The sequence below is a fragment of the Variovorax durovernensis genome (genome assembly GCF_977011995.1).
In genome coordinates, this window is record NZ_CDRNCW010000001.1 from 760,113 (window position 1) to 783,624 (window position 23,512).

A 23,512-nucleotide genomic window follows, 5' to 3' on the forward strand; every position below is an offset into this window, starting at 1 on the left:
GCTTTAAAAAGACCAAAAGAGAAAAAGATGGCCGACAACGAGTTCCGCATAGAGACCGATTCCCCCGCCAAGGACGACCTGATGTTCTGGCGCATCGTCGGCCACGAAGCACTGGCGCGCCCATCGGCCTACGAACTCACGGTGCTGTCGAAGAACAAGGCCATCGACGCCAAGGACATCCTCGGGCGCGCATTCGACGTGGTCATCGAATTCAAGGACGCGGACGGCGGCACCCACGAGCGCCACTGCCAGGGCCATGCGGTGCGCTTCGTGCGCACGGGCCACGTGGGACGCCACTATGAATACCGCATCGCGCTGCGCTCCTGGTTCTGGCTGCTCACCAAGCGCAGGAACTCGCGCATCCTGCAGGAAAAGAAAGTGCTCGAAGTGCTCGATGCCGTGTTCGAGGACAGCCCCATCAAGCGCTTCAAGAAAACCAGGGCCGACAACGTCATCGGCACGCACAACCCCCGCCGCTACTGCGTGCAGCACCAGGAAAGCGACTACGGCTTTCTCTCGCGCCTGCTGGAGGACGAGGGCGTGTACTACTGGTTCGATGCGCACGATGCCCCCGGCACCATGCACCTGTCGGACGCCAGCGACATCGCCCACGAGAAGCTGCCCGCCAACGACACACTGCACCACATGGCCACCGACGCGGCCGAGGCGCGCTTCAACGAAGTGTCGCGCTGGGTGAGCGGGCGGCAGTTCGACACCGGCAAGCATGCGTCGCGCGACAGCGACTTCAAGGCCATCAAGAAAAAGCTCGGCGCTGACATCGATGCGTCGGACGAACACGAACTGGCCACGCTCGAAATGTTCGAGTTTCCCGGCGGCTACTTCACCGGCGACGACGGGGAAAGCCGCGCCAAGCTGCGCGGCGACGAACTCAATGCGCGCCGCGATCGCCACTGGGCGCTGACGCCGTGGCCCGACGCCGCCGCCGGCCGCAGCTTCAAGTTCGAGGGCGACCCCGACGGCACCCGCAACGGCGACTACATCATAGCCGCCTGCACCTTCGTCGCCAGCCATCGCGGCTACGAGGGCGTGAGCGCGGGGTCGGCCGCGCGGCCGGTGCAGGCGGCGCTGGCCGAGGTGCTGCGCGACGACGCCGTCAACGCCGACACGCTGCAGGTGCTCGAAGACCTGATCGCCGCCACGCCCGCAATGGTGGCCGGACAGACCGGCGCCAGCGCCTTCCTGCTCACCGTGATGCCTGCCGAGCGGCCGTTCCGCGCGCCGCGCCTCACGCCGCGCCCGGTCATGCCGGGCCCGCAGACCGCCATCGTGGTCGGTCCCAAGGGCGACGAACTGCACGTGGACGACCACGGCCGCGTGAAGGTGCACTTCCACTGGGACCGCTACGACGAGAGCAACGAGAAGTCGACCTGCTGGGTGCGCGTGTCGCAGCCCTGGGGCGGCAAGGGCTGGGGCGGCTACTTCATTCCGCGCATCGGGCAGGAGGTGATCGTCGACTTTCTCAACGGCGACCCCGACCGGCCGGTCATCGTCGGGCGCGTCTACAACGACGAGCAGCCCATTCCGTACAAGTCGCCCACGCAGAGCGGCTTCAAGACCCGCTCCACGCCCGGCGGCGGTCCCGCGAACTACAACGAGATCATGTTCGAGGACAAGAAGGGCGAGGAGAACATCAACATCCATGCCGAGCTCGACATGAGCCGCAGCGTGGAGCGCGACGACTCGACCACCATCGACCGCGACCAGACCGTCACCGTCAAGCGCGACCAGACCAGCCTGGTCGACCGCGACCGCAAGAGCACCGTCACGCGCAACGACACCAACATGGTGGTGGTCGACCAGAAGAACACCGTCAAGGGCAGCCAGAACAACCAGGTGGTGGGCAACCGCACCACCTTCGTCGACGCCGACGACAAGACCATGGTCACGGGCACCAGCCTGAGCGACGTGACCGGCGCGCGCACCGACACCTCGCGCGCCGGAGAAACCCGCAACGTGACCGGCAACCAGACCATCACCGTCAGCGGGAACCTGACCTACAAGGCCGCGAAGATGAGCTTCGAGGCCGGCCACATCGACTGGCTGGTGACGGGCGCGAGTTCCAAGTACATCACCGTGCCCAGCGGCCCGCTGGGGTTGATGGCCGACAAGATCAAGTTGGTGAGCAACACCAAGATCGAGATGATGGCGGTGGGCGACATCAACGCCACCTCCATCGGCTCCAACACCACGGTGCTGGGCTCCAATTCGAGCGGCTACATCGGCACCAACAGCGAAGCCAACATGGGCGTGACCCGCTCGACCTTCATCGGCATGAGCATCGAGAACGCGCTGGCGCTGGCCATGGCCAACGTGCTGGGCGTGAACATCGAGAACACGGCGGGCGTGAAGCTGACCAACTGCGCGGCGCCCGACATCGCGGCGGTGGCGATGGATGTCAAGCAATCGGCGCTGCACACCTTCACGCCGGGCGCTGGCGGCGCTGGCGCCGGGGCAGCAGCGGTGGCCGGCGGACTGGCCGCAGTGGCGGGCGCGGCCTCGGCCTACGTCGACATCGGCGCCACGCTCAAGCAATACGCCGATGCGGCCGAGGCCCTGGGCAAGGCCGCCGACGACGCGCATGCCGAAGGCCTGCACAGCCTCGAAGACCGGCTGCGGTCGCTGGCGGGCAAGGCCAGCAACCGGCGCGTCGACGCCATCCTCGGGCTGGTGCCGATCATGGGGCTGGGGCTGCCGATCGCGGAGGTCTTTTCCAGCGACCCCAGCGGCACCGCCGACCTGGGCAAGGTCAACAACGCGGTCGAGCCCGACGGCTCGGCCCGCCCGCCCGCGGAGCGCGAGCCCGAAGACGACTAGCCGGGGCGCCGAATGCAAGTCCTCAAGCCTCAAGCGCTCGGCCTCTCGACGCGGCCCATCGAGTTCCGCAAGCGGTTCGGACTCAGCGTCAGCGCGTACCTGCACCTGCCGTTCGCGCAGGGCGAGCGCGGCACGCTGTGGGCCGAGCAGTCGATGTGGTCTTTTCTTGCCAAGGAAATGGCGCAGCCGCTGATCGACGAAGGCGTTGCCAAGCTCACGCCCGAGTTCCTGGTGCACGGCAAGGCCTTCGCGCCGCCCGGCCGGCCCGATGCCTGCGCGGTGCGAGCGCGCTTCGGCGCATGCGAGAAGACGCTGCTCGTCTTCGGCGAGCGGCACTGGGAGGGCACGCGCGCCAGCGCGCCGCGGCCATTCGAGTCGCTGCCGCTCGACTGGGCCGCCGCATACGGCGGCGCCGATTTCGCGCAGAACCCGCAAGGCCGGGGCCGGCAGGCACGCGACGGCGTCCTGTGGCTGCCGAACATCGAGCTGCCGCAAGACCGCCTTCTGCGGCCCGACCAGGCCATTGCGCCGGCCGGCTTCGGTGCGCTCGACCTGATGCATCCGCAGCGCGCGCAATACCGCGGCACCTACGACGCCGACTACCTGAAGCTGCATGCGCCGGGCTTTGCGCCCGACACCGACTGGCGCTACTTCAACCTCGCGCCTCCCGACCAGTGGATGGCCGCGCCGCTCGCCGGCGACGAGCCTTTCGCCTTCGACAACATGCACCCGCAAAAGCCGCGCATCGAAGGCCGCCTGCCGGGCCTGCGCGCGCGCGTGTTCGTCGGCTACAGGATGGCCGGCAGCAGCGAGCCCAAGGTGCGCGAGGTGCCGCTGCGGCTGACCACCGTGTGGTTCTTCCCGCACGCGGAGCGCTGCATCGCGATCTTCCAGGGGCTGGCCGAAGTCGGTACCGACGACGGCTCAGACGTGGCCAGCCTGATGGGCGCGGTAGAGCGCACCGGCGAGCCGCGCAGCGACGCGCACTACCTCGAAGCCGCCGCCAGGCGCGCAGACCCGAAGATGGGCCCCGTCTACGCCATCGTCGACAGCGACCTGCTGCCCGAAGGCATCGGCACGCTCGACCCCGATGTGGAAGCCGCCAAGGCACCATTCGGCATGGACGGCCTGCAGGGCGAGGCGCAGTACCGCCGGGCGGAGATGGACGTCGAGTTCGCGCGCGACAAGGCCGTGGAAATGGGCAAGGACCCCGACGCGCTCGGCATCAGGATGCCGCCGCGCGAGAAGGTGCCCGTGGGCGACGAACTGCCTCCGTACCTCGAGAAGAAGATGAAAGAGGCCGACGCGCAAGGCTGGGCCGCCGTCGAAGACGTCGTGACCGTGCTCGAGAAGGCGCTGGAAGCGGCGCAGCAGCACCGCATCGACCTCGCCAAGGTGCAGCACCGTGGGCCGCCGCTCTACAGCGCCGAGACGCACCTGGCCGAGATGCAGGCGCAGGCGGCGGGCAGCACTCGCAAGGTCGACCTGACGCCGATGTTCCCCAGGCTCTGCGAACTCGAGGAAGTGCAGCGCAAGGGCTACCTGCAGTCCGCGCACGTACAGCCACCGGCATTTGCGATGCCGGCCGATGCGGCAGCGGCATTGCGCGCGGAGATGACGCGCGCCATCGCGGCCGGCATCAAGCTGTTTCCGCGCGCCGATTTCACGGGCGCCGACTTTTCCGGCCTCGACCTGCGCGAGGTGAACTTCGAAGGCGCATGGCTGGAGAGCGCCAACTTCAGCAATGCCAACCTCTCGGGCGCCATTTTTTCGGGGGCGGTGCTCGCGCATGCGAACCTCGAAGGCGTGATTGCCATCGGCGCCAGCTTTCGCGAGGCCAACCTCGGCAAGGCGCGGCTCGCGCGCGGCGTGTTCGACGGCTGCGATTTCTCGCAGGCCATGCTCACGCATTGCGCCTTCGGGGGCACGCAGATGCGGCGCGCCAACTTCACGAAAGCCCGGCTGCTCGACACCACCTGGGGCGAGGCGGACTGGACCGGCGCGCTGCTCGCGGGCCAGGTCTTCCACAAGCTCGACCTCAAGGGCATGCGCTGGCCCGAGGCCGACCTGTCGGCCTGCAACTTCATCGAATGCGACCTCACGGGCGTGGACATGCACGACGCCACGCTCGCAGCCGCCACCTTCGTCACCTGCAAGCTCGACGCCGCCCGGCTCATGGGCGCGAAGTGCGCCGGTGCCGTGGCCGTGAAGGGCACCAGCTTTGCCGATGCCGAGATGGGCCTGGCCGACCTGCGCAACTTCAACTTCGGCGCCTCCGACCTGCGCGGCGCGAAGCTGGTGCGTGCCGTGCTCGACGGCGCCAACCTCTGCGACGTGCAGCTCGACGGGGCCGACCTGCGGCTGGCCAGCGCCAAGGGCGCGCTGATGCGCAAGACCGTGTGCTCCGGAGCGCTGCTGTCGGGCGTGAACTTCAGCGACGCGGTGTTCCAGTCGGCCGACCTGCGCGGCGCCGACCTGCGGCGCAGCAACCTCTTCGGTGCCGACCTGAGCCGCGTGCGGCTCGACGGCTCGACCAGCTTCGACGGCGCACTGCTCCAGCGCGCGCGCACCTGGCCCCGGCTCACTCCTGAACAGCAGGCTGCGGCATGACACCCCAACTGCTCGCCATTGCAGTGGGCGTCGGGGAGGCGCTGGAAGGCCTCGACCTGCGCAAGGGCCAGTTCGCGAAACTGCCTTTGGGCGGCGGCGTGTTCTCCAAGGTCAACCTTGCCGAAGCCGACCTACGCGCAGCAGACCTGCGCGAGACCGTGTTCGACCAGTGCGACCTGCGCGGCGCGCTCGTCTCGGGCGCGAACCTTCGCAAGGCCGTGTTCAACCGCTGCCTGCTCGACCACGTCGACCTTCGCGAGGCCAACCTGCATGGCGCGGTGTTCACCGAATGCGACCTGACGCATGCGCAACTGGCCGGCACCGTGCTCACCATGGCCACCGTTGCGAAGTGCCGGCTCGACCATGCGGTGCTGCGCGGCGCGCAACTCGACTCGGCGGTGTTCAGCCAGTCGGTGCTGCTGGACGTGTGCGCCGACGACACCAGCTGGCACTACACCACGGTGAACGAGTGCGACCTGTCTCACCTCACATGGACCGGTGCGCGCATGCTGCGCAACGTGTTCTTCAAGACCTCGCTGAAGGGCATGTCGTTCGCGGGGTTGGAGCTGGAGGGCTGCCAGTTCTCGTCCACCGACCTGGGCGGCGCGGACTTCAGCGGCATCGTGCTGCGGCAGTGCAACTTCCAGGGCACGCGGCTCGACGGCGCGAAGTTCGCGAAGGCGGTGGCGCCCTCGTCCATCTTCTGCGAGGCCAGCGGCACCGGGTGCGACTTCTCCGGCGCGAAGCTGAGGCAGGCGCTGTTCACCGGGGCCGCGCTGCCGCAGGCCAACTTCTCGGGCTGCGACCTGTACCAGACGCACTTCGCAGGCGCGAAGCTGCGCGGCGCCAACTTCACGGGCGCCGAACTCACCTATGCCGATCTCCGCCATGCGGACCTGAGCACTGCCGACCTGCGCCACGCCACGCTGATGCGCACCGTGCTGCATGGCGCCAACACGCAGGACGCGCAGATGACCGACCGCGCGCGCGCCATCGAGAGCGACCCGGAGCTCGAGAAATCCGAGCGCTGGCAGCCGCTGGTCGCATGACCCCATATCGAAGCAAGCAACGGAGGAACACCCCATGAAGACAAGCAACCTGAAACCGGCGCCCGCCCAGGCCATCACCGGCCAGTGGTGCGTCGGCGTGCTCGGCCTCGACGAGGTCGGGGCGCTCGTCGTCGACAGCGGCGGCCTGCGGCTTCGCACGCGGCGCGCGGCGAGCTGCCTGCTCGAGCCTGCCGCCGGCGACAGCGTTGCCTGCCTGCGCATCGCGCCCGACGAAGTCTGGGTCATGGCCGTGCTGCAGCGCGAGGAAGGCACCGCCAACGTCGTCAGCTGCGAAGGCAACAACATGCGCATTGCCGTGGAGGGCGGCCGGCTCGAACTCGCGGCCGAAGAGCTCGACGTGGCCACCCGGCGCACCCGCCTCGCCACCGACACCGCCGACGTCGTCGGCCGCCAGCTCACGGTGGTGGGCACCGGCATCAAGCTGGTCGGCTCGGTGCTGTCGTCGGTGATGGACCGCGTGCAGCACTTCAGCAAACACTACCTGCGCACCACCGACGGCATCGACCGCGTTGCGGCCACTCACCTGGAGTGCGAGGCGAAGCAGTTGCTGCGGCTCGAAGGCGAGCACACGCTGGTCAACGGCCGCGAGCTCATCAAGGCGCGCGGCGCGCAGATCCACTTCGGTTGAAGCGCCAAGGGAGAGAAAAAATGTTCGCCAACTGCCAGCTGATGGGCACCGACATGGGCTTTCCCGATGTCTGCATCACGCCCGCCGCGCCGTCGCCCATTCCGGTGCCGTATCCGAACATCGCGATGGGACCGATGGCGATTCCGAACTGTCCCACGATCCTCATCATGGGCGGGCCGGCGCACAACCTGGGCACCACCATTCCCATGACCAACGGCGACAACGCGGGCGTGATGCTGGGCGTGGCCTCGGGCACGGTGATGGGGCCGAGCCGCCATCTCACCGGCGCCTTCACGGTGCTGTGGATGGGCATGCCCGCGTCGCGGCTCACCAGCACGTCGCTGCAGAACAGCACCAATTGCCCCGGTGTGCGCACGGTGCCGAGCCAGCCGCTGGTGCTGTTGCTGGCGCCGTAGGCTCCGCGGCCGCGTGGGCGGCGTGGCGGTGCGGTTCGGGAGGGGGAACGAAAGAAAAGGGGCGCAAAGCATGGCCGATCACAAGTTCAGCATCCAGGGCGATTCGCCCGTAGTCGACAAGCTCATGTTCTGGCGCATCGTGGGCCACGAAGTGCTGGCGCGCCCGTCGGCCTACGAACTCACCGTGCTGACCGACAACGAAAGCATCGATGCCGCGGACATACTTGGCCGCTCCTTCGACGTCGTGATCGAGTTCGCCGATGCCGACGGCGGCACCCACAAGCGGCACTGCCAGGGGCATGCCGTGCGCTTCACGCGCGTGGCACAGAGCGGGCGCTTCCTCGAATACCGCATCAGCCTGCGCTCGTGGTTCTGGCTGCTGAGCAAGCGCGTCAACGCGCGCATCCTGCAGAACAAGCCGGTGTTGGGCGTGATCGATGCGGTGCTCGACGACAGCCCAGTCGGTAGCCTCAAGAAGCTCAAGGCGGGCGGCGTGGTCGGCCCCCATGAGCCCCACGTGTACTGCGTGCAATACCGGGAGAGCGACTACCAGTTCCTTTCGCGCCTTCTGGAAGAAGAGGGCATCTACTACTGGTTCGACGCGCACGACGCGCCGGGCACCCTGTACCTGTCGGACACCAGCACGCTGGCGCACGAGAAGCTGCCCGTTGCCGACACGCTGAGCCACGTCGAGCGCGGCGCATCGGAAGGGCGCTTCAACGAGATCACGCGCTGGATCAGCTCGCGCCAGTTCGAATCGGGCAAGTTCGCGTCGCGCGACCGGGACTTCAAGGTCATCAGCAAGCAGCTGCGCGCCGACAAGGGCGACCCCGACACGCACGAACTGTCGGACCTCGAAGTGTTCGAGTTCCCGGGCGGCTATCAGTCGGGCGACGACACCGACAACCTCGCGCAGCTGCGGCTCGACGAACTCATCGGCCGGCGGCAGCGCCACTGGGCTCTGACCGGCTGGCCCGACGTGACGGCCGGGCGCAGCTTCGCGTTCAAGGGCGACCCCGACGGCAAGCGCGACGGCGACTACCTGATCGCGGCCTGCACCTTCGTCGCTAGCCACCCCGGCTACGAGGGCGCGAACTTTCCCGAAAGCCGGCGCTCGATCGACGTCGTGCTGCACGACGCGCTGGCCGACGACCCCGTCAACACCGGGCTGGGCGAACTGGTGGGCGACCTGATCGCAGAGACGCCGGCGCTGAGCACCGGCCAGCGCGCGAGCAGCAGCTTCCTGCTCACGGTGATTCCGCTGAACACGCCCTGGCGCCCGCCGCGCCTGACGCCGCGCGTCACCATGCCCGGCCCGCAGAGCGCCATCGTCACCGGCCGCAGCGGCGAGCAGATCTGGACCGAGGAGCACGGCCGCGTGAAGGTGCAGTTCCACTGGGACCGCTACGGCAAGAACGACGAGAACAGCTCATGCTGGGTGCGCGTGTCGCATCCCTGGGCCGGCAAGAGCTGGGGCGCGATCAGCATTCCGCGCATCGGCCAGGAAGTGATCGTCGATTTTCTGGACGGCGACCCCGACCAGCCCATCATCGTCGGGCGCTTCTACAACGGCGAATCGATGGCGCCGTTCGGCCTGCCGGCCGGCGCCGTGGTGAGCGGCATCAAGTCGAACACGCACAAGGGCAAGGGCTACAACGAACTGTCGATGGACGACACCGCCGGCAAGGAGAAGGTGACCATCCACGGCCAGTACGACATGAACACCACGGTAGAGCACAACCAGACGACCACCGTGCACAACAGCCGCACCGACACCATCGACGTGGACGACTCGGAGAGCGTGGGCAACAACCAGACGCAGCACGTGGGCGTCAACCAGACCATCTCCATAGGCTCTAACCGCGGCGAGACCGTGGGCGGCACCGAGACCATCACCATCACCGGCCACCGCACCGAGACCGTGAACGGCGGCGAGACCGTGACCGTGACCGGCGGGCGCAGCCACACCGTCAATGGCATGCAGACCACCACCATCTCGGTGGCCGAGGCGCACACCGTTGGCGCGGGCCGCATGCACAGCGTGGGCGCGGGCGAGGCCATCAACGTGGGCGGCGTGCAGACCGTGTCGGTGGGCGGTGCGCAGATGGTGAGCGTGGGCGGCGTTCAGAAGGTCAGCGTGGGCGCGCTGCAGTCGATCTCCGTGGGCGGCCCGCACAAGCTCTCGGCGGCGGTGATCGCCGAGACATCGAAGGGACCGATCAAGATCAAGGCGGGCGCGATCTGCATGGTCGAGGCGCCCACCATCATGCTCAAGGCGGGCGGCAGCAAGATCGTCATGAACGCCAGCGGCATCACCATCAAGGGCGCCAAGATCACCATCAAGGCCGACGGCACTGCGTCGTTCAAGGCCGGCGGCTCGATCAAGATCAAGGGCTCCAACCTGGGGGAGGACTGAGCCGTGGAAGACCACACCGATCTCCGGAGCGCGCGCAGCGTGCTGCACAGCGTGGCGGCCTGGTCGAAGCTGTCGGGCCAGGGCGTGGCGGTGGCCGCCTTTGCCGGCTTCGATGCCGAGGGGCGCTTCCTGGTCACGCTGGGCGAAGGCATGGCGCCGGTGCAGGCGCTCTCGACGGTAGGCCTGGCGCCCGGCGATGCCGGTGCGGCCATCGTCGTGGCCTTCGAGCAGGGAGAGGTGCGGCACCCGGTCATCGTCGGGCGCGTGCAGCCGCCGCGCACAGAGTCACCGCCTGTGCTCGAAGCGCGCGTGGATGGCGAGCGCGTCGTGCTGCATGGGCGCGAGCGCATCGAGCTGCGCTGCGGTGACGCCAGCATCGTGCTCACGCGCGCGGGAAAAGTGCTGATCAACGGCAACTACGTGCTCACGCGCTCGCGCGGTGCGAACCGCGTCAAGGGTGCCTACGTGGGCATCAACTGACGAACGAGAAACACGCCATGTGGCAGCTCGAAAACCGCACACCCTATGCCGCCGAACGCACCTGGGTGCGCGACCGCGACGGAGCGGAGATCTGGCTCGTGGCGGTGAAGTGCAGCTTCGATATTTCGCCCGATGGCGAGACGAGCGTTGCTCCCGAGCAAGCACCTGTCGCGCAGGCGCCCGTCTTCGTCGACGAGGCCGCGCCCCGGCCCAGCCTGCTCTACGAGCTGGACCTGGTGCGCACCAAGCAGACGACCGACGTGCTGTTGATCGGCAATGCGCATGCGCCCGGCGGCGTGCCCGTGACGCAACTCGACGTGGGCCTGCGCGTCGGCCCGATCGCCAAGCGCCTGCGCGTGACCGGCGACCGCGTGTGGCTCGGCGGCGCGCCATCGGAGCCCGAGCCTTTCAGCACCATGCCGCTGGTGTGGGAGCGCGCATACGGCGGCGTCGATCCGTGGACGCGTGACGCGCCGTTGCCGCAGTTCGACGTGCGCAATCCGGTGGGCACGGGCTTCGTGATGGAGGCGGCGCATGCGGAAGGCATGCGGCTGCCGAATATCGAGTATCCGGATCAATGCGTGCGGGCGTGGAGCGACAGGCCCAAGCCTGCGGGCTTCGGGCCGCTGTGCAATCACTGGCAGCCGCGCGCGGGGTTTGCGGGGACGTACGACGAAGCTTGGCAGCGCGACAGGTTGCCGTTGCTGCCGGTGGATTTCGATGACCGGCATTACCAGTGCGCGCCGGGGGACCAGCAGGCGCCGCAGTTTCTTGTGGGTGGAGAGCCGGTGGTGCTGGTGCATCTGGCGCCGCAGCCGCAGATCCGCTTCGCGCTGCCTCGTGTACTGCTGGGCTTCGAAACCTTCTTCTCCGACGGCATGCAGGTGCTGCATGAGCGACCGCAGTTGCACACGGTGATTCTCGAGCCGGCAGTGATGCGCGTTTCGTTGGTCTGGCACAGCGCGCTGCCTTGCCATCCCAAGGTTCATAAGCTGCTGAAGACGCGCATCTTCGAGAAAAGGCTACTGCGACTGGGCGAGGCTGTGCCCGAGCAGGCGGTGGAGGCCTGAGCATGGCCGGCAACGCATTGCAGATCCTGGGGCTCGGCGCCAGCACGCCGATAGGACGCAATGTGTGGGCTAGCGCCGCAGCCGCGCGCGCCGGTGTGTGTGGCTTTTCCGAGCACCCGTACATGGTCGACACGGCCGGCGAGGCGATGCGTATCGCGCGAGCGCCCTGGCTCGACGTTGGCCTCGACGGTGCCGCGCGCCTGGGCGCTCTGCTGCTGCCGGCCATCGAGGAGGCGTTGGCACCGTTGACGCAGCTTGGCGGAAACGTGTCGCCGCGCATCGGCCTTGCACTGGCGCTGCCGCCGCCGCGCCCCGGGCAGCCTGATGGCTTGGCCGATGATGTATTGCAGGCAATACGGGAGCGCATGGGGGATCGATTCGCCCGCATCGCGCGCTTCGAAGTCGGCCATGCAGCAGGCCACATGGCGGTGGCTGCCGCCGAGGCTGGTTGCGCGCGTGATGCCTTCGATGCATGTGTGGTGGCGGGCACCGACTCGTACCTCGCACCCGAGACGCTCGAATGGGTCGAAGCCTGCGATCAACTCCACGGCGGCGGCCCGCTCAACAATGCCTGGGGCTTCATCCCCGGTGAGGCCGCTGGCGCGGTGCTGCTTGGCACGCCCCGCTTGGCGCAGCTGAGCGGCATCGTGCCGCTGGGTGAACTGGTGTCGGTTGGCATCGGCATCGAGCCCAGGCTCATCAAGACGGACACGGTGTGCATTGGCGAGGGCTTGACCCAGGCCTTCCGCGCCGCGCTGCGGCCCCTTGCGCCTGGCGAGCAAGTGCACAACGTGTTCTGCGATCTCAACGGAGAGCCCTACCGAGCCGACGAGTTCGGCTTTGCCGCGCTGCGCAACGGAGAACAATTTCGCGCGGCGTCGGATTTCATCGCGCCAGCCGATTGCTGGGGTGACGTGGGTGCGGCGGGTTCGCCGCTGCACATGGCGCTGGCTGTCATCGCCAATCGCAAGCGCTACGCCAAAGGGCCACTGTCGATGGTATGGGGCAGTTCCGAGTCGGGCGAACGCGGGGCGTTGCTGGTGCGCTGCGCTGAACCGATGGGGGGCTGAGTCATGCCGCTCACCATCAGGGTCAACGGCACCAGTCTCACGCTGGTCCACAAGTTCAGCATCGGCATCAGCACCGCGACCATTCCCGACGTGTGCAAGACGCCCAGCCCCGGGGGTCCAGTGCCGGTCCCCTATCCGAACATCGCCAACTCGATCACGCTGTCGAGCGGCACCAGCACTGTCAAAGGCGACAAGGCGATGGCCGCGAACAAGGGTTCGAAGTTCGCCATTTCCAACGGTGACAACGCAGGTGTGGCGGGGGGCGTGAAGTCCAGCACCTTCATGAAGGAGGCGACCTGGATCCTCTACTCCTTCGACGTGAAAATGGACGGCAAGAACACGGCCCGGCTCACGGACAAGATGTTCCACAACTCCGAGAACGCGGCGAATCTGGGCGGGGTTGCGCAGCAGCCGCTGATCGATGCTTTGGGGGATGCTGCCCTGGCGCAAGAGCTTTGCGAAGCCGCGTGCCAGGCCTTGAAAGACAAGGAAGCGGCTGACGCCAAACTACCGCCAGGGAAGGCTTCCACTGACCAATACCAGCGCCGCATGCGCGACATCATCGATCCCAAGGTCGCCGGTGTGCGCGGTGGCAGACCAGGCCTGCTCACGGAGGTCTCGCAGTCGAATGTTGGGAAACTCATCGGCAGATATGGCAAGGATGTCAGCAGTAGTCTTGGAAAAGCCAGGTGGGACATCATCCTGCTCGAGGCAGGGGTAGCCGTTGGGAAAAAGGCGCTGACACTCGCCGATGTGAAACATATCGTCGAGGTGAAGTTTCCCAATGACTCGCCTACGGACAATCAAGACATTCTGCGAAAAACACACCCGGAGACGGACAAGAAGCTGACGGAGATGAAGGTCAGGAAAAAAGGGGCAAAGGACGCCAAAGACGCCGACTGCCTGTGTACCTGAAAGGAAAATTTATGGATGAGTCCCTGTTCACCCTGATGGACGATGGCGAGAGCTTGGCGACGCCCTGCGTCGAAATCGTCGCATTTGCCTACGGCTTGCCTGAGAACATTGGAGCGGGCCTTGCGCGATTTCTGCGCGCGTACATGGACGCCTTTGGCAATCAGCAGCGTTTCTATCGCACTGGCGACATGAAGCGCTTCCGCGTTCAGGATGCCAAGGCGACTGAGGGACCGAATCACTGGTTTTCGGACCCGGACATGCTCGCAACCAAAATACTGAGCCACAGAGCGCATTCGGGCAAGAAAGCCGGCCAGATTCAGTCGCCCGCGATAAGGATGTCGTTGGCCGGACCCTTGGATCCGTCGCGCTTTGTGCTGCGCATGTCGCTGCCCGTCGAGTGGGGCGACCGTCCCGAGCAGGTGATCGCGCTGGCCCAGGAGGCGCTTGCCGAACTCCCGCTTCACAGTGGATATGCCGGCTACTCTTTGCTCTGGGAGGACGCGGATTCATTGGTGGATCGGAAAGTCCTCCAATGGTCGATACCGCTGATGCTGCGGTATCCAGGCCTCGGCTACGGCGACGCCTTGCGCATGTCGAATGGAGCGCTGCATGGTGTCGCGGCCGTCAATTGGTTGACCTTCCTCGGGGCCGATGCGGCGGCGGCGCTTGGCGGTCTGGCAGCCCTTGAGCGAAGTGCCCCCTTGGGGGTGTCCGCGCTTGCGCTCGGCAAGGCCGGCGTGATCTTGCGCGCCGGCGATGCGCCGCAGATCGGTGACGTGAATCGGCAAGAGACCGTGCCGATCTATGGCGCCGTGGGCAAGCTTGTCGCGCATGTGGTGGCGCCCGACGAGGCGCTGGACCAGATATTCATCAAAGGCATGTCCGAGGAGGCGGCGCATGACTGGCTTCGACGCTTCTTCGTCTGAGCGCTACAGCGGCCCGGTTCTGCTCCAGGCCATGCTGGAGCACGGCCCGGAAGGATCGGTCGGGCTCGTGGAGCGGCGCGTTCGCGTCTTTCTCGATGCGGTCGATGCGGGGTTCTTCTTCCCGGGAGGCGGCTTCCTTCTGTGCCGGCCGAGCTTCGCGTCGCCGGTATGTCGTTGCAGGCGCGGCTGCAAGTCGTGGATCTCCCTGTTGCGGCCTTGGATGTGCTGGGTGGCATGCTGGCGGATTGCCGTCAGCACGAAGTCCTTTTCCACGCGGCGCGTGCCATGCTGGGACAGCGCGAGCTTGACTTGCTGAGCGAGAGAGGCGTGCGTCCGGCCGCTCCGGAGGAACCGCCGTTCGCCGTTGAGTTCCCGGAGAACCTGGGTGGTAACCATGCCTTGCTGGTCGAGATCGAATTCGCACAGCCGGTGCAGCCTGAGGTCGGGCAGGGCCTGCTCGAAACCCTTGCGTTGTGGGACGCGTTGACGCTTGCGTATCGATCCGACCCTGAGGATGCGGTGGAAGTCAGCGGTGCGCAAGCCATGTTCAACGATCCGCGCACCATCCACTACTACGAATGGATCTGGGACAACGCGGACGCAGAAGCATGGGATCTGATCGTCAATCTGTGCTGCGCCTGGCACCAGACACTGCCCATCATGCGGCTGCACTTCGAATAGGAGCTTGCCCGTGGACTCCGACACGCTGTCTTCCGTTGTCGCCGAGCACGCCGACGAAGCCTCCTTCCTCTGGCTCCAACGCGCCAGCGCAGTCCACGCCCCCAATTACTCGCCCCAGCAATTCGCCGACCTCGACGAACGCCTCGCCGCCCACATCGACGGCTTGCGCGTAGCCGGCGATGAAGGCTGGCAGCATGCCCTGTCGCTCACCGACAACGAAGGCCCCGAAGACTTCTTCGTCGCCGCCGTGCTCGCCATCGAGGCGGTCGATGGCCGCTTCGACGATCTGGTCGAGCGCGCCAAGGATCTGCCCGAGGTCGTGCCCGGCCTGATCTCCGCGCTGGGCTGGGTCGAGCCGAAGTATCTGGGCGGCCGCGTCAAGGCCTTGCTCGAAGACGCCTCGCCATTGCGGCAGAAGCTCGGTGTGGCGGCCTGCGCGCTGCATCGACGCGATCCGGGCGCATTGCTTGGGCAGCTGCTCGCAGGTGCGCCAGACAGCGTGCGCATCCGCGCGCTGCGTGCAGCCGGCGAGCTGGGCCGTGCCGACCTGCTGCCGCAGGCCCGGTCGCTGCTCGGAGAGGCCAAGCCCGAACTGCGCTTCTGGGCCGCGTGGGCGGCGGTGCTGCTCGGTGACCGGGCGCAGGCGCTGGACGTGCTCTCGGCCTTTGCGCTGAAGAGCGGGCCGCGCCAGCCGCGCGCGTTCCAGCTCGCGCTGCAGGCGATGGAGCCGGCACCGGGCCACGCGCTGCTGCTCGACAGCGCGGCACTGCCCGAGGCGCAGCGCCTGCGCATCATCGGCTCGGGCTTCATCGGCGACGCGCGCTACGTGCCCTGGCTCATCGAGCAGATGGCGCAGCCGGCCACGGCGCGCATCGCGGCCGAGGCCTTCGTGACCATCACGGGCGTTGATTTCAACCTCGCGCAGATGGAGGTTCCGCCGCCCGACGGCTTCGAGGACGGGCCGACCGACGACCCCGATGACGACAACGTGGAGCTGCCCGAGGACATCGCCTTGCCCTGGCCCGACATCGACAAGATCCGCGCATGGTGGCAGCAGAACGGCGCACGCTTCGCCCCCGGCGTGCGGCTCTTCATGGGGCAGCCGGTCTCGCCCGACAGCTGTACGGGTGTACTGCGTGAGGGCTTCCAGCGCCAGCGCGTGGCAGCGGCGCTGCACCTTGCGCTGCTCGACGCGGGCGCGCCGCTGTTCGCAACCAGCGCGCCGGCGTGGCGGCAGCAGCGCTGGCTCGGCGACGGCATACCTCTTTAGGCGAGATTGCCAACATGCCCCACGGAATGAATACTCCTTGCGAGTTTGTTCGGGCGCATTCAGGCACAGAGCCTTCGGGGGCCGATTCATGATCCATATCGCTGTCATCACCCGGCAAGGCGCTCCGGCGGGGCAGGCCATTGCCGCGGACTTCGGCCCCAATGGCGGCACCATCGGCCGGGCCGACACCAACACGCTGGTGCTCGACGACCCCGATCGCACCGTCTCGCGCGTGCATGCGCAAGTGCTGTGCCGCGACGGGCAGTACTTCGTCATCGACAGGGGCAGCAACCCGATGCAGTGCAACGGCGTGTCGCTGGGCTCGGGCAAGGAAGCCGCGCTGACCGATGGCGCACGGCTGGTGGTGGGCAGCTTCGAGCTCACGGTGCGCGTGACGGCCGCCGCCGCGCCGCCGTCGCTGGCCATCCCGAACACCGTGCTGGGGGGCTCTGCGGCCGCGCCTTCTGCGCCGACGAGCGACGACCCCTTCGCCGACTTGCTCGCGGGCCTCGCGCCGCCGGCCGCGCCAGCCGCAGCGCCCGCCCCGACCCCTGCAGCGGCACCGCCTGAATCGCTGCTGTTCCCCGATCCGATGGAAAGCGGCTCGCGCAACGCGCAGGCCGCGCAGATCGATCCTTTCGCGAACCTGCTCGGATCCACGTCTTCATCGGCACCGGTGGCCGGCCTTGGCGCGCTCGACGACTTCTCCGACCTCGGCGCACCGCCCGCGCACGGCAAGGCCTCGGGCATCGACGAACTCTTCGGCGGCATGCACGGCGGTGGCGGCGGCATCGGCGGCGATCCGCTCGCGCTGTCGCCGCTGGCCGATCCTCTGCTGCAGCCCAACACCGCATCGGATGCCGATCCGCTGGCCGCGCTGCAGCGCGCCGCGCCCGCCACGCCGGCAGCGCGCGCGGACCACCTGCCGATCGACCAGTTCGGCTTCACGCCGCCGAAGGCGATCAGCAGCCCGGCGCCCGTGCAGCCGGTCGCGAACTTCGACGACATGACCGGCCAGCCCATACGCATCAGCGGCCCCGAGAGTTCAGGCAAGCCCTTCGAGCCGCCCGCGCCTCCTGTGGCGCCCGTCCCGGCCGCGCCACCTGCGCCCAGGCGCGCGGCCAGCGACGACGAATTGCTCTCCGCCTTCCTGCGCGGCCTTGCCAGCACGCACCAGCCGCCCGACATGCTCACGCCCGGCCTCATGGAGCGCATCGGCTCGATGCTGCGCAGCGCCACCGAAGGCACGCTGCAGCTGCTGCTCACGCGCCAGGAGTTCAAGCGAGAGGTGCGCGCCGAGGTCACGATGATCGCGGCGCAGGCCAACAATCCGCTGAAGTTCTCGCCCACGGTCGAGGTCGCGCTCGCGCACCTGCTGGGGCCCGGCGTGCGCGGCTTCATGCCGCCCGAGGCCGCGATGCGCGACGCCTTCGACGACCTGCGCGCGCATCAGTTCGGCGTGATGGTGGGCATGCGCGCGGCGCTGGCCCATGTCATCGCGCGCTTCGAGCCGGCGGAGCTGGAGAAGAAGATCAGCGCCAAGACCGCGCTCGACGCGCTCTTCAGCGCCAACCGCAAGGCCAGGCTATGGGATCAGTTCGTGTCGCTCTACGGCGGCATCGCGAGCGAGGCCGAGGACGACTTCCACAGCCTCTTCGGCAAGGCCTTCCTGCAGGCCTACGAAGAGCAGATGGCGCGCCTGAAGTCGGACGCCTGAAGAAGAAAAACACGGCAGCAACAACGACAACCGCAGCATTCGCGAGGCACCCCGCTTGGAAATCGAAATCGTCACGCTCTCCCGGCAAGGCGGCCGCACCTACAACGAGGACGTGCATGGCCACTGGCACGACGAGCGCCATGTCGCCTGCCTGGTGGCCGACGGCGCTGGCGGCCATGGCGGCGGCGACGTGGCGGCGGCCACCGCTCGCGGCAGCATGCTGGGCGGCTTCTCGGCCGCACCGGGGCTGGACGAAGCCACGCTGCGCCGGCTGGTGGAGCAGGCCAACCTCGACGTGGTGGCGCGCCAGGCCGAGGGCGGCAAGCTCGCGGGCATGCGCTCGACCATCGTGTTCGCGGCCATCGACCTGGAAGACCATGCGCTCGCCTGGGTGCACAGCGGCGACAGCCGGGCCTACCTGTTCCGCGGCGGCGCCATCGTGGCGCGCACCACCGACCACAGCCTGGTGCAGCAGATGGTGGCCGGCGGCATGCTCGACGAAGAGGGTGCGCGGCTGCATCCGCAACGCAACATGCTGCTGTCGGCCCTGGGCTCGGTCGAGGAGGCGCCCGACATCGCGGTGTCGGACCGCATGCGCCTCTTGCCCGGCGACGTGCTGCTGCTGTGCAGCGACGGTGTGTGGGAGCCGCTGGGCGACGAGTGCCTGATCGACACGCTGCACGCGTCGCGCACGCCCACCCAATGGACCGAGCTGATCGATGCGCAAGTCAAGGCCAACGCCAAGCCGGGCTACGACAACTACACGGCGCTGACGCTGTGGGTGATCGAGGACGACGAGGACGACGTGACCCGGCTGATGCCCGAGAGTGCCGCGTCGACCGATGCCTGACTCTTCCCCCGGAAAACAAAAGGCCTGAAGCGCTCGTCCGATGGGCGGGTGCTTCAGGCCTTGGCCGTCGCCGCAACAGCAGGCTGGCAGCCGGTCAGGCGCCACCCGTGGCCGGAACGACCACCGGCGCGACGTAGGTGTACTTGTTGGCCGTCTTCTTGACCCGCTTCAGCGCGCTGCGCAGCAACAGCGGCATGTCCTGCCGGTTCGGCAAGTTGCTGTAGTTGTCGATACCCTGCGCGTCGCAGAGGTTGGCGCAGCCGTTGTTGAGCAGGTCGAGCGCGTAGCGCGTCTTGCTGATCGTGCTGCTCGCGCCCGGCGCCCGGTACGGATCGAAGATGCCGTCCGGCTTCAGGTTCTGTCCGCGCGCGATCGCCTGTTCCTGGAAGTGCACGATGTGCTTCTGCGTGATCGGCCCTTTCTGGCCGTCCACGACGATCACTTCGTTCTCTCCGGGAGGCGGATCGAAACCGTCGTTGAAGCCGAGCAGTTCGTAGTAGAAGATCCTGAACAGCGCCTGCACCAGCATCACGTCTTCGCGCGTGTTGGAGCCGATCAGGCCGACGGACCAGTCGATGTTGTAGGCCGTGCGCGGATTGCCGCTCGAGCCGATGAATGTGGTGCTGAATGCCATGGCATTGCTCCGGTGAGGACACGTCGGGACCGGCCCGGGCACTTGCGCGCCCGATGCCGCACTTTGGCGTGGCCGTCGCCCGTCAGCGGGTTTCGGTGGTCGGCACGTTCCAGCCGAACTTCACTTCGCCGCCAGCCGCACCCTTGTCGTCCTGCGCCTTGTAGGCGAACTCGATGTCCTTGAACGAGCAGAGCACCTGCTCATGCACGTCGCCGCCCTGCGCGCCGCCGGGGCTCACGCCGGAGATGAAGACCTCCTTCATGGTGACCTTCAGGTACTCCTGCTGGCCTTCGCCGGCCTTGCGGCAGGTCAGCACCATGTCCTTGAAGTGCTTGCCGCTCACGCAGTTCTTGGCCAGCACCGGAGAGGCTTTGTCGTAGGTGTGCGTGAAGTGGAACTCGCCGGGCGTGGCCTTGCCCTTGCCCGAACCGCCGCCCGAGCCCGCGCCCGACGAGTTGCTCACGTTCCAGGACCACGACGAAATCTCGATCTCGTCCTTGTGATCCTTGTGGGAAGACTCGCCCTTTACGCCGTCGAGCTTGATGTGAAAGTCAGAAGACATGTTCCTACTCCTTGGAACCCGATTGCGTTCGGGCGGTTGATGATGATCCAGACGGTTACCTGGGCTGCCGGCGGCCTGTAGTGAAGGCCGATGCGCGGCAGCTGTTGATAGAACGAAACGGAAGCCGGAATTTCAAGAAAAGTTCGGGCTGTTTTTCATGCTCCGCCCTTGGCGGAAGGCAGCTTCGACACCAGGCGCAGCGAAACCGTGAGGCCTTCGAGCTGGTAGTGCGGGCGCAGGAAGAACTTGGACGTGTAGTAGCCCGGGTTGCCTTCCACTTCCTCGACGACCACCTCGGCGGCAGCCAGGGGCTTTTGCGACTTGGTGATTTCCGAGGAGTTGGCCGGATCGCCGTCCACGTAGTTCATGATCCATTTGTTGAGCCAGCGCTGCATGTCCTCGCGCTCCTTGAAGCTGCCGATCTTGTCGCGCACGATGCACTTGAGGTAGTGCGCAAAACGGTTGCAGGCAAAGAGGTAGGGCAGGCGCGCCGCCAGGTTGGCGTTGGCCGTGGCATCGGGGTCGTCGTACTCGGCCGGCTTGTTGAGCGACTGGGCGCCGATGAAGGCCGCGAAGTCGGAGTTCTTGCGGTGGATCATCGACAGCAGGCCGGCCTTCGAGAGTTCGGCCTCGCGCCGGTCGCTGATGGCGATTTCGGTGGGGCACTTCTGGTCCACGCCGCCGTCGTCGCTCGGGAAGGTGTGCAGCGGCAGGTTCTCCACCGCGCCGCCCGACTCGATGCCGCGGATGCGCGAACCCCAGCCGTAGAGCTTGTATGAACGGTTGATGTTGGTCGCCATCGCGTAGGCCGCATTGGCCCAGGCGTACTTGTTGTGGTCGGCACCGGCGGTGTCTTCCTCGAAGTCGAACTCTTCCACCGGGTTGGTGTTGGCGCCGTAGGGCGTGCGAGCCAGGAAGCGCGGCATGCACATGCCGATGTACTTGGAGTCGTCCGACTCGCGCAGGCTGCGCCAGCCTGCGTACTCGGGCGTGAGGAAGATCTTGGTCAGGTCGCGCGGGTTGGCGAGCTCCTGCCACGACTCCATCTGCATCAGGTTGGGGCTTGCGCCGGTGATGAACGGCGCGTGCGCCGAAGCGGCGATCTTGGCCATCTCGCCGAGCAGTTCCACATCGGGCGGGCTCTGGTCGAAGTGATAGTCGCCCACCAGCGCGCCGAAGGGCTCGCCGCCGAACTGGCCGTACTCCTGCTCGTAGATCTTCTTGAACATCGGGCTCTGGTCCCAGGCCGCGCCCTTGAACTTCTTCAGGCTCTTGGCCAGATCCGTCTTGGAGATGTCCATCACGCGGATCTTCAGGTTCTCGTCGGTCTCGGTGTTGTTCACCATGTAGTGCAGGCCGCGCCACGCACTCTCGAGCTTCTGGTAGTCGGGGTGGTGGATGATCTTGTTCACCTGGTCGGTGAGCTTTGCGTCGATCGCGGCGATCATGGCCTGGATCGACTTGGTCACGTCCTTGCCGATGACGGTGCTGTTGCTCAGCGCCTGTTGCGCCAGCGTGAGCACGGCGGCCTCGACGGCGCTCTTGGCTTCGTCGCTGCGCGGCTTGAATTCCTTCTGCAGCAGCGACGAAAAGTCGCTGCCCGCTTACGCGACATCTTTCAGCGCGCTCTGTTCGAGTGCTTCGGCCATGGTTGTTTACTCCTCGTTTGCTCGGATGGGGGTCGTCGTCAGGCGGCGGGCGTGCTGCCGTCTTCGGGCTTCTTGCTCGCGGCCAGCGTCTGCAGCAGGGCCGGGTCTTCGAGCACCTTGGCCAGCAGGTCTTCGGCGCCACCCTTGCCGTCCATGTAGGTGACGAGGTTCGACAGCTGGGTGCGCGCCTCGAGCAGCTTGTTCAGCGCGCCCACCTTGCGGGCCACGGCGGCGGGCGAAAAATCTTCCATGTTCTCGAAGGTCAGCTCCACCTTCAGGTCGCCTTCGCCGGTGAGCGAGTTCTCCACCGCGAACGCGGCGCGCGGCTTCATCGCCTTCATGCGCGAGTCGAAGTTGTCGACGTCGATCTCCAGGAACTTGCGGTCGGCCACCGGCGCGAGCGGGTCGGCGGGCTTGCCCGACAGGTCGGCCAGCACGCCCATCACGAAGGGCAGCTGTACCTTCTTCTCGGCTCCGTACAGCTCCACGTCGTATTCGATCTGGACCCGGGGCGCCCGGTTGCGGGCGATGAATTTCTGACTGCTCTTGGCCATGGAAGATGCTCCTTGCGGGTGGGGATGGGACGGGTGTCTGGTGCGAGATGGCGTTTGCTCATTCGGAAGGGCGTCGGCCCGTGACCGTCTCGATGGTGTCCATCGCGTTGGGCGCGAGGTTGGCCATGATCTCGAGGAAGCTCACGCCGATGAGCTTCTTGGCGCGCTCGATCAAGAGTGGCGCGGGGTTGCCGGGCTCGGCCTGCTCGAGGTAGCGGATCACCCGGTCGAGCATCTGCACCGCGTCCTGGCGGTTCTGTATCTCGCCGCGTGGGGCAGCGGGACGTGTGCTCGTGGCGTTCCCGTCCTGCGCGCCCGCATCGCCTTCGCCGGTTGCCGCTTCCGCGGCATCTGCCGGTGCGCCGCTGGCGGCAGTGCAGGCCTTGCGCAGCACGCGGCCGATGCCGCGCAGCGCGTCGAAGTCGACCGCGTCGGCACGCCCGGTGCGATCGACGATGAGCCTGTGCAGGCGCTCGATCAGCGCGGGCACTTCTACGGCAGCCTGTATGGCCTCGGGCCGCTCGGCCTGTATGGCTTCGAGCCCGCCCTGCACCTGCGCCATGGAATACGCGGCCTCGCCTCCGACGGCGGTGAGCGTGTTGTGCGCAATGGCGATGTCGCGCACGCGGATCGGCCCGACGCCGCGCGCCATGCCGACCTGCGCGTCGTACAGGTCGCGCAGGCCCATGCCTTCGTCGGTCAGCGGCGCGAGCGCGTTCAGGCGCATCGTCGGATCGTTGTCGTCGTCAGCATCGAGCTTTGGATGTATGCCGTCCCAGAAACTGTCGAGCAGGTCGGTCAGCAGGCGCAGCCCCGCGGCGAAACCAACAACGCCCTGCAAGCGCGTGGCGGCGCGCAGCAGCAGCACCGCGGCGCGCACGTCCTTGCTGCGGCGAAGAATGGCGTCGGACTGCTCGGCGACTTCGCGCCACTCGGGCTCGACCGCGGGAATCACCGTGTCGCCGAACTGCTGCTCCGGCTTGCCTTGCGCGGCCGAGACGAGCGCGGTGAAGTCCGCGTCGTACTCCAGGTCGTCGCCGCACGGCGATGCTTCGCCGATGGGCGTGAGCAGTGCGGCGGCAAGTTGGTTGTTCAGCATATTGCCTGTTGAAGTTGGCTGGTGATAATCAAAGATGCGTCTTGACCGGTCAATGCAACG

General features: G+C 67.2%; 19 protein-coding genes and 1 pseudogene. 15 read left to right on the forward strand and 5 right to left on the reverse strand.

Annotated features, from left to right (window positions below):
• Nucleotides 1–27 precede the first annotated feature (27 nt).
• The 15 genes from ACWV14_RS03440 to ACWV14_RS03510 all read left to right on the forward strand — a co-directional run bounded on the left by ACWV14_RS03440 (nt 28) and on the right by ACWV14_RS03510 (nt 18,954).
• Nucleotides 28–2,835: a type VI secretion system Vgr family protein gene (locus tag ACWV14_RS03440; protein ID WP_454902613.1), complete on the forward strand. Its 2,808-nt coding sequence runs from the start codon at nt 28–30 to the stop codon at nt 2,833–2,835.
• A gap of 12 nt (nt 2,836–2,847) precedes the next feature.
• Entirely contained in the window at nt 2,848–5,445 is a 2,598-nt protein-coding gene (locus ACWV14_RS03445; protein WP_454902614.1) for a DUF2169 family type VI secretion system accessory protein, read from the forward strand.
• Complete coding sequence (locus ACWV14_RS03450; RefSeq protein ID WP_454902615.1) at nt 5,442–6,494, forward strand: pentapeptide repeat-containing protein; 1,053 nt, start codon at nt 5,442–5,444, stop codon at nt 6,492–6,494. The genes ACWV14_RS03445 and ACWV14_RS03450 overlap by 4 nt, the downstream gene beginning before the upstream one ends.
• Before the next feature lie 34 nt (nt 6,495–6,528).
• Nucleotides 6,529–7,143 (forward strand): DUF3540 domain-containing protein, encoded by a 615-nt coding sequence (locus tag ACWV14_RS03455; protein ID WP_454902616.1) that lies wholly within the window; start codon nt 6,529–6,531, stop codon nt 7,141–7,143.
• 20 nt (nt 7,144–7,163) lie between these two features.
• Entirely contained in the window at nt 7,164–7,559 is a 396-nt protein-coding gene (locus tag ACWV14_RS03460) for a DUF4150 domain-containing protein (protein ID WP_081268481.1), read from the forward strand.
• A 70-nt stretch (nt 7,560–7,629) separates the two neighbouring features.
• Nucleotides 7,630–9,975, forward strand: coding sequence for a type VI secretion system Vgr family protein (locus ACWV14_RS03465; RefSeq protein WP_454902617.1), 2,346 nt, complete (start codon nt 7,630–7,632; stop codon nt 9,973–9,975).
• 3 nt (nt 9,976–9,978) lie between these two features.
• Entirely contained in the window at nt 9,979–10,455 is a 477-nt protein-coding gene (locus tag ACWV14_RS03470; protein ID WP_454902618.1) for a DUF6484 domain-containing protein, read from the forward strand.
• 17 nt (nt 10,456–10,472) lie between these two features.
• Nucleotides 10,473–11,525, forward strand: coding sequence for a DUF2169 family type VI secretion system accessory protein (locus ACWV14_RS03475; protein WP_454902619.1), 1,053 nt, complete (start codon nt 10,473–10,475; stop codon nt 11,523–11,525).
• Between the two features lie 2 nt (nt 11,526–11,527).
• Nucleotides 11,528–12,595, forward strand: coding sequence for a hypothetical protein (locus tag ACWV14_RS03480; protein ID WP_454902620.1), 1,068 nt, complete (start codon nt 11,528–11,530; stop codon nt 12,593–12,595).
• 3 nt (nt 12,596–12,598) lie between these two features.
• Nucleotides 12,599–13,510 carry a DUF4150 domain-containing protein gene (locus tag ACWV14_RS03485; protein ID WP_454902621.1) on the forward strand — a complete coding sequence of 304 codons (912 nt, stop codon included), beginning with the start codon at nt 12,599–12,601 and terminating at the stop codon, nt 13,508–13,510.
• A gap of 11 nt (nt 13,511–13,521) precedes the next feature.
• Complete coding sequence (locus ACWV14_RS03490) at nt 13,522–14,436, forward strand: type VI immunity family protein (protein ID WP_454902622.1); 915 nt, start codon at nt 13,522–13,524, stop codon at nt 14,434–14,436.
• A 141-nt stretch (nt 14,437–14,577) separates the two neighbouring features.
• A complete protein-coding gene (locus tag ACWV14_RS03495; RefSeq protein ID WP_455342633.1) occupies nt 14,578–15,117 on the forward strand; it encodes a hypothetical protein in 540 nt (179 codons plus the stop codon).
• Between the two features lie 10 nt (nt 15,118–15,127).
• The gene (locus ACWV14_RS03500; RefSeq protein WP_454902624.1) at nt 15,128–16,387 is read left to right on the forward strand and encodes a TIGR02270 family protein; all 1,260 of its coding nucleotides are present in this window, start codon (nt 15,128–15,130) and stop codon (nt 16,385–16,387) included.
• A gap of 88 nt (nt 16,388–16,475) precedes the next feature.
• Nucleotides 16,476–18,104: a type VI secretion system-associated FHA domain protein TagH gene (gene tagH / locus ACWV14_RS03505; protein WP_454902625.1), complete on the forward strand. Its 1,629-nt coding sequence runs from the start codon at nt 16,476–16,478 to the stop codon at nt 18,102–18,104.
• Nucleotides 18,105–18,159: 55 nt separating this feature from the next.
• Nucleotides 18,160–18,954: a PP2C family protein-serine/threonine phosphatase gene (locus ACWV14_RS03510; protein ID WP_454902626.1), complete on the forward strand. Its 795-nt coding sequence runs from the start codon at nt 18,160–18,162 to the stop codon at nt 18,952–18,954.
• Nucleotides 18,955–19,048: 94 nt separating this feature from the next.
• On the opposite strand, the gene ACWV14_RS03515 is transcribed toward ACWV14_RS03510, so the two are convergent.
• The 5 genes and pseudogenes from ACWV14_RS03515 to tssA form a co-directional block, all read right to left on the reverse strand.
• Nucleotides 19,049–19,588, reverse strand: coding sequence for a peptidoglycan-binding domain-containing protein (locus tag ACWV14_RS03515; RefSeq protein ID WP_454902627.1), 540 nt, complete (start codon nt 19,586–19,588; stop codon nt 19,049–19,051).
• An 82-nt stretch (nt 19,589–19,670) separates the two neighbouring features.
• A complete protein-coding gene (locus ACWV14_RS03520) occupies nt 19,671–20,150 on the reverse strand; it encodes an Hcp family type VI secretion system effector (RefSeq protein WP_081268470.1) in 480 nt (159 codons plus the stop codon).
• A 155-nt stretch (nt 20,151–20,305) separates the two neighbouring features.
• Nucleotides 20,306–21,799 (reverse strand): annotated as a pseudogene (gene tssC / locus ACWV14_RS03525) (type VI secretion system contractile sheath large subunit).
• Nucleotides 21,800–21,837: 38 nt separating this feature from the next.
• On the reverse strand, nt 21,838–22,353 hold the full coding sequence (tssB, locus tag ACWV14_RS03530; protein WP_081268468.1) for a type VI secretion system contractile sheath small subunit: 516 nt from the start codon (nt 22,351–22,353) through the stop codon (nt 21,838–21,840).
• 58 nt (nt 22,354–22,411) lie between these two features.
• Entirely contained in the window at nt 22,412–23,452 is a 1,041-nt protein-coding gene (tssA, locus tag ACWV14_RS03535; protein WP_454902628.1) for a type VI secretion system protein TssA, read from the reverse strand.
• Nucleotides 23,453–23,512 lie beyond the last annotated feature (60 nt).

Coding starts and splice junctions, on each gene's coding strand:
- ACWV14_RS03450 (WP_454902615.1), top strand. CDS start 5,442: ATGACACCCCAACTGCTCGCCATTGCAGTGGGCGTCGGGGAGGCGCTG.
- ACWV14_RS03465 (WP_454902617.1), top strand. CDS start 7,630: ATGGCCGATCACAAGTTCAGCATCCAGGGCGATTCGCCCGTAGTCGAC.
- ACWV14_RS03455 (WP_454902616.1), top strand. CDS start 6,529: ATGAAGACAAGCAACCTGAAACCGGCGCCCGCCCAGGCCATCACCGGC.
- tssA (WP_454902628.1), bottom strand. CDS start 23,452: ATGCTGAACAACCAACTTGCCGCCGCACTGCTCACGCCCATCGGCGAA.
- ACWV14_RS03440 (WP_454902613.1), top strand. CDS start 28: ATGGCCGACAACGAGTTCCGCATAGAGACCGATTCCCCCGCCAAGGAC.
- tssB (WP_081268468.1), bottom strand. CDS start 22,353: ATGGCCAAGAGCAGTCAGAAATTCATCGCCCGCAACCGGGCGCCCCGG.
- ACWV14_RS03485 (WP_454902621.1), top strand. CDS start 12,599: ATGCCGCTCACCATCAGGGTCAACGGCACCAGTCTCACGCTGGTCCAC.
- ACWV14_RS03515 (WP_454902627.1), bottom strand. CDS start 19,588: ATGGCATTCAGCACCACATTCATCGGCTCGAGCGGCAATCCGCGCACG.
- tagH (WP_454902625.1), top strand. CDS start 16,476: ATGATCCATATCGCTGTCATCACCCGGCAAGGCGCTCCGGCGGGGCAG.
- ACWV14_RS03445 (WP_454902614.1), top strand. CDS start 2,848: ATGCAAGTCCTCAAGCCTCAAGCGCTCGGCCTCTCGACGCGGCCCATC.
- ACWV14_RS03490 (WP_454902622.1), top strand. CDS start 13,522: ATGGATGAGTCCCTGTTCACCCTGATGGACGATGGCGAGAGCTTGGCG.
- ACWV14_RS03480 (WP_454902620.1), top strand. CDS start 11,528: ATGGCCGGCAACGCATTGCAGATCCTGGGGCTCGGCGCCAGCACGCCG.
- ACWV14_RS03460 (WP_081268481.1), top strand. CDS start 7,164: ATGTTCGCCAACTGCCAGCTGATGGGCACCGACATGGGCTTTCCCGAT.
- ACWV14_RS03520 (WP_081268470.1), bottom strand. CDS start 20,150: ATGTCTTCTGACTTTCACATCAAGCTCGACGGCGTAAAGGGCGAGTCT.
- ACWV14_RS03475 (WP_454902619.1), top strand. CDS start 10,473: ATGTGGCAGCTCGAAAACCGCACACCCTATGCCGCCGAACGCACCTGG.